Source organism: Streptomyces sp. NPDC058534 (assembly GCF_042717365.1).
Lineage (GTDB): Bacteria > Actinomycetota > Actinomycetes > Streptomycetales > Streptomycetaceae > Streptomyces.
Genome location: NZ_JBHXNW010000150.1, coordinates 1 through 4,535 on the forward strand (window position 1 = coordinate 1; position 4,535 = coordinate 4,535).

General features: G+C 70.0%; 8 protein-coding genes. 4 read left to right on the top strand and 4 right to left on the bottom strand.

Going from position 1 to position 4,535, the window contains the following annotated elements:
- The first annotated feature begins 301 nt into the window (after positions 1-301).
- Positions 302-565 (top strand): helix-turn-helix domain-containing protein, encoded by a 264-nt coding sequence (locus ACFWR9_RS42020; RefSeq protein WP_383852790.1) that lies wholly within the window; start codon positions 302-304, stop codon positions 563-565.
- A gap of 323 nt (positions 566-888) precedes the next feature.
- On the opposite strand, the gene ACFWR9_RS42025 is transcribed toward ACFWR9_RS42020, so the two are convergent.
- Positions 889-1,275 (bottom strand): hypothetical protein, encoded by a 387-nt coding sequence (locus ACFWR9_RS42025; protein WP_383852764.1) that lies wholly within the window; start codon positions 1,273-1,275, stop codon positions 889-891.
- A 230-nt stretch (positions 1,276-1,505) separates the two neighbouring features.
- On the opposite strand from ACFWR9_RS42025, the gene ACFWR9_RS42030 reads away from it, so the two are divergent.
- Genes ACFWR9_RS42030 through ACFWR9_RS42040 form a run of 3 tightly spaced genes read left to right on the top strand, consistent with a single transcriptional unit; the run spans position 1,506 to position 3,110 of the window.
- A complete protein-coding gene (locus ACFWR9_RS42030; protein WP_383852767.1) occupies positions 1,506-1,757 on the top strand; it encodes a hypothetical protein in 252 nt (83 codons plus the stop codon).
- Positions 1,732-2,247, top strand: coding sequence for a DUF6879 family protein (locus tag ACFWR9_RS42035; protein ID WP_383852770.1), 516 nt, complete (start codon positions 1,732-1,734; stop codon positions 2,245-2,247). Before ACFWR9_RS42030 ends, ACFWR9_RS42035 begins: the two co-directional genes overlap by 26 nt.
- 8 nt (positions 2,248-2,255) lie before the next feature.
- Entirely contained in the window at positions 2,256-3,110 is an 855-nt protein-coding gene (locus tag ACFWR9_RS42040; protein WP_383852773.1) for a DUF5753 domain-containing protein, read from the top strand.
- Positions 3,111-3,168: 58 nt separating this feature from the next.
- On the opposite strand, the gene ACFWR9_RS42045 is transcribed toward ACFWR9_RS42040, so the two are convergent.
- The 3 genes from ACFWR9_RS42045 to ACFWR9_RS42055 are packed head-to-tail and all read right to left on the bottom strand — an operon-like array spanning position 3,169 to position 4,513.
- Positions 3,169-3,906 carry a collagen-like protein gene (locus ACFWR9_RS42045; RefSeq protein ID WP_383852776.1) on the bottom strand — a complete coding sequence of 246 codons (738 nt, stop codon included), beginning with the start codon at positions 3,904-3,906 and terminating at the stop codon, positions 3,169-3,171.
- Entirely contained in the window at positions 3,903-4,235 is a 333-nt protein-coding gene (locus tag ACFWR9_RS42050; protein WP_383852778.1) for a hypothetical protein, read from the bottom strand. Before ACFWR9_RS42050 ends, ACFWR9_RS42045 begins: the two co-directional genes overlap by 4 nt.
- A gap of 50 nt (positions 4,236-4,285) precedes the next feature.
- Positions 4,286-4,513 carry a holin gene (locus ACFWR9_RS42055; protein ID WP_383852781.1) on the bottom strand — a complete coding sequence of 76 codons (228 nt, stop codon included), beginning with the start codon at positions 4,511-4,513 and terminating at the stop codon, positions 4,286-4,288.
- Between the last annotated feature and the right edge of the window lie 22 nt (positions 4,514-4,535).

Below are 4,535 nucleotides of genomic sequence, written 5' to 3' on the forward strand. Positions count from 1 at the left end.
GCCTTCTTGGTCTCCCAGAAGATCTTGTCGATCGATCGGGTCGCTAGACGGCGTTTCGCCTGACCTGGGTGTATGGCTTTGACCTGCGACGGAGCGATGCGCGTATCTAGCAGCATCTAGCAGCATCTAGCAGTACCGCGGAACGACTCTCCATGATCATCTCCCAAGGAATCTCCCACCTCTCCCACGGCAGAGGCGCAGGCCAGACAACGGAAAGACCGCCTGCCCGCCGGGGGTGCTCGGCAGACAGACGGCCGTCTCTGGGTTCAAGATCACAAAAAGCGACTGGTCAGACGCTGACATGGGAACATGCCGGTCTGAGCGTTGTCGAGTGCCCCGCGATCTTCCTGACTGGACCTACACACGACGACGTGAGCTGGGAGACCGCATCCGCGACTTGCGCTCCCGGGCCAGCCTCACGCAAGAGGTTTTCGCGGAGATGACCGGTATCGACCGCCGCACAGTGCAGCGCATCGAGGCCGGTACCAGCGACCCGCCGTACAGCTCTCTCCTGCTCATCGCCAGCGCCTTGGACGTCGCTCCCGAGGATCTCGTCCGGAGGTGAGCGGCCCGCCCCCGACGGGGGCGGAGACGGGCCGCTCGGGCGCCACCGGCGCGACGGCGGCCCGAGGGCGCGCCGGCGACAGCTAGGCCCGCTGGTGCCCCGTTCGCCCTGTGGCACCAGCGGGGGTCATCAGGCCGGCCGCGCGTGCGGGTGGCTGCGGATCCGCACGTTCGCGTCCGTCACCGCCGAGTGGTCACCCTGCTCCCGCGCTACGGCCCGGTCTCGGTCCGCCCGTATGCACACAGAGCAGAGCGGGACGGGCGGCGGGGGGACCAGGGGCAGACCGAGGTGCACGGGCGGGCTCATCGTCTTGATGCGCTGCATCACCGCCGCCCTTCCCGGACCAGGCGGTACAGGGCGCGGCTGATCTCGCAGCGCTCGGCCACGTCGGTGCACTGCTCGCAGCTCGGCGCGTGGTCGAACAGGCCGCGGTGCGCGCGGTCGGCTGTGCACTTCGGGCAGGCGCGGGGGTACCAGCGCATGCCGTGTGCCGAGCTGGTGCCGGACAGCGGAGTCTGCCGCTCGCCGAAGTCGACGGCGGTGTCCGCCGTCAGTCCGGCCTTGCACCACACGCAGTGGGCGCCGCGGACCTGGTCGTCAGTGAGGCCTTCAAGGCCGGGCAGGGCGAGTAGGGCGACGATGTCCGGCGGCACTTCGAGGGTCGATGGGGGATCTGCCGCTACGGCGGCGCTACCGGTACGGTGCGACATGTCGACTCCAACCAGTCGGCCACACCCCGGGAGGCCACCACACCTCGCCGGGGTTTCATGTGACCCCCGACGCTAGGAACGCACGTGGCACCGAGGCCAGGAAGTTGCACCGAATTTCACGTCAGTTGAGCACGCCTGACCACGGCTGGTATGCGCTCTTGACCAAGACACTCCGGGCGTCGACGGTGGTGTAAATCGCTGCAACCGACTAGCGCGGGAGACCAGCCATCATGAACATTCACTTCGTCGGGATCGACCCTGAGACAGACGAGGACGGGTGCCCCACCGTGTGGGTAGACGCGGAGGCGGGAGACCTACTGATTCAGGGCTACGACGCCGACGAGGACACGACCCAGACCTGCGACACGCTCTCCCCGGCCAGGGCGCCCATCCCGCCCGGCGAGAGCATCGTCCGGGTTCCGAAGCGAATGATCGACATCATTAGGAAGGCGTGCAATGAGCTCGATCCCGGATTTCGCTGAACTCCTCGCCGGTGCCGACACGTCGGCCATCCACCTTGAGATGCGGGACGTCTACTTCAGCAACCCCCGCTTCGAGGCGTGGCAGGCCGGCGCACGGGTCGACTGGAGCGACCGCTCCTCCTGGTGGCGCCCGTACCACCAGAGCATCGCGGACGCCGTGGCCCGCGGCGTGACCGTACGCCGGGCCCGGGTCGTGTCCGAGCCCGTCGCCGACTACATCCGGTGGGAGCACTACCAGACCCGCGCCAACCTGGAGGCCGGCGAACGGGTGCGGTGGCTGCCACGGCATCAGGCGTGGGACCTTCTGCTCCCCGGCACCGATCTGTGGATCTTCGACGGACGGCTGATGCGGGTCCATCACTTCTCCGGCGAAGGCGAGTGGATCAGCAAGGAGCTGGCCCAGGCGCCCGCCGTGGTTGGGCGGCACGCAGAGGCGTTCGAGGACGTGTGGAAGCGGGCCATCCCGCACGACCAGTACGAGATCAAGTAGCCAGCCACATGCCCACGTTCCCCACGTCCAGCGTGCAGGAAGCACGCGCAGCTCTCGCGGCACGTCTGCGGGAGCTGCGCCTGGACGCGGGCATCACCGGTAAGGAACTGGCCCGCCGCTGCGCCTGGTCCGTCGCAAAGTCCTCCCGGATCGAGAACGCGGTCACCCCGCCCTCGGACTCCGACGTCCGCGCCTGGTGCACGGCGTGCGGCGCGCAGGACCAGGCGGCGGACCTGATCGCCGCGAACCGGCAGGCCGACTCCATGTACGTGCAGTGGAAGCGGCTCCAACGCACCGGCATGCGCCAGCTCCAGGAGGCGTCCGCGCCCCTGTACGAGCGCACCCGACAGTTCCGCGTGTACGCCTCCCACGTGATCCCCGGCTATCTCCAGACCCCCGGCTACGCGACCGCCCTGCTGGGGACCATCGCGGACTTCCGCGGCACTCCCGACGACGTGAGCGAAGCCGTCGAAGCCCGCATGCGCCGCTCGCGCGTGACCCACGAAGGCGACCACCGCTTCGCGACGCTCATCGAGGAGAACGTCCTCCACCACCGGGTCGGCGACACGGACGTGATGGCCGGCCAACTGGGCAGTCTCCTCGCCGCGATGGCGCTCCCGTCCATGTCCCTGGGCATCATTCCAAGCGTGAGGCCGCGGGAACAGATCATGTGGCCGCTGGAGCAGTTCACGGTCTTCGACGACGCGCGTGTCCACGTGGAGCTGCTCGCGGCGAAGGTGACAGTCACCGCTCCTGGGGAGCTGGACATCTACCTGCGCGCCTTCGCGCGGCTCACGGAGCTCGCGGTGCATGGGGCCGAAGCTCGCGCTCTAGTCCTCCGCGCGATCGAGGCTCTGCACTGACCCCGGACACGACAAGATGGCCCCCTCCCGCCCGAAGGCGAGAGGGGGCCACGTCAGATCACGGCCATTGGCGACGCTGGGGGTCCAGTGCCAGTGAGAGCGGTCCCGAGGGCGTGTCCGGGGCTGAGCCGCCGTCGTCCGGTGCGCTGTCCCGGCGGCACACCAGGGCATCGGGGTCATCGGCCGGCGGCTGGAGGCTGTACCCCGCCGGACAGCTCGGCCTGGTCGGGCCCTGCTCCCCGGGCGGCCCCTGCTCCCCGGGCGGCCCCTGCTCGCCCTGCGGTCCGGCTGGCCCTGCGGGGCCTGCCGGACCGGCCGGACCTGCCTCGCCCTGCGGTCCCGGCGCGCCGTCCGTGCCGTTGGCCCCTGTGGCGCCTGGCCCACCGTCCTCGCCCTGGGCTCCGTCCGTGCCGTCCTCACCTGGTGCGCCGTCCTCCCCGGCGGCTCCCGGTTCGCCGTTCTTGCCTGGTTGCCCGGGCTCACCCTTCGGACCGGGGATCGGCACCGGCACCTCGGCACGGTCGGGCAGATCCTCGACCGCGCGCGCCGGGTCCGGTGCTGCCGGCGTCGCACCTTCGGCCTTCACCTGCTCGCGTAGCACTCGCACATCACCGGCCAGAGTCGACACCGCGTCACCGCGGCGGTCCGCCTCGGCGGCGAGAGCGTCGGCGCGGCGTGCCTCGGCGTCGATGCGCAGCCACACCAGGATGACCGCCCCCGCCAGCATGAACAGCACTGCGGCGACTGCGAACGATCGCCAACGCTGGGCGAGGATGGGCTGTGCATGACGGCTCACGTGGGCTGTCCCCCTAGCTCGGTGATCCGCTCACGCAGTTGAGCGTTCTCGGCGGTCAGTTCCGCTATCCGCGCCTGTAGTTCGGCCTGGTTGTTGCGTTCGTTGGCGAGTTCGGTGTACGCGGCGGCGAGGAGCCGTTCGTTCTCCACGACGCGGTCGCGGAGCTGCGCTCGTTCCTCCTGGAGGTTGTCGACGAGCGTCGAGTAGCCGCCGAGCACGGCTCCACTCTGCGAGGCGGCGTTTGCGCCACGGTGCCCGATCAGGGCGGCCGCAGCCGCCGCGACTCCGACGACGATGGTTCCGACGGCGCCGAGCGTCGCAGCGTCCACGGGCGTCCTCCGATGGTGCAGTGGGGGCCGAGCGCGGCCGGGCGGCCGACTCAGACGTCCGAGCGCGGCGTATGCGGTGCCGCCCACCCGGCGATCCACGATCCGGCGGCCGGAACGATGGCGAGAACGAACGGCTCCAGCGCGTCCGGCATGCCGGAGATCAGCGACGGGTCGTCGGTGATCCCGCCGAGGACGGCGAGTCCGGCGAGGCTGGCCAGGTAGGCGAGCGCGCTGGACGCGGTGACCTTCTTCTCGATCGGTGCGGAGGGAGATGCCATGATCAGTTCCTTACGTCGAAGG

Bases quoted from the DNA above. Each gene is read 5' to 3' on its own strand.
- ACFWR9_RS42020 (WP_383852790.1), top strand. From the start codon at position 302: ATGGGAACATGCCGGTCTGAGCGTTGTCGAGTGCCCCGCGATCTTCCT.
- ACFWR9_RS42025 (WP_383852764.1), bottom strand. From the start codon at position 1,275: ATGTCGCACCGTACCGGTAGCGCCGCCGTAGCGGCAGATCCCCCATCG.
- ACFWR9_RS42030 (WP_383852767.1), top strand. From the start codon at position 1,506: ATGAACATTCACTTCGTCGGGATCGACCCTGAGACAGACGAGGACGGG.
- ACFWR9_RS42035 (WP_383852770.1), top strand. From the start codon at position 1,732: ATGAGCTCGATCCCGGATTTCGCTGAACTCCTCGCCGGTGCCGACACG.
- ACFWR9_RS42040 (WP_383852773.1), top strand. From the start codon at position 2,256: ATGCCCACGTTCCCCACGTCCAGCGTGCAGGAAGCACGCGCAGCTCTC.
- ACFWR9_RS42055 (WP_383852781.1), bottom strand. From the start codon at position 4,513: ATGGCATCTCCCTCCGCACCGATCGAGAAGAAGGTCACCGCGTCCAGC.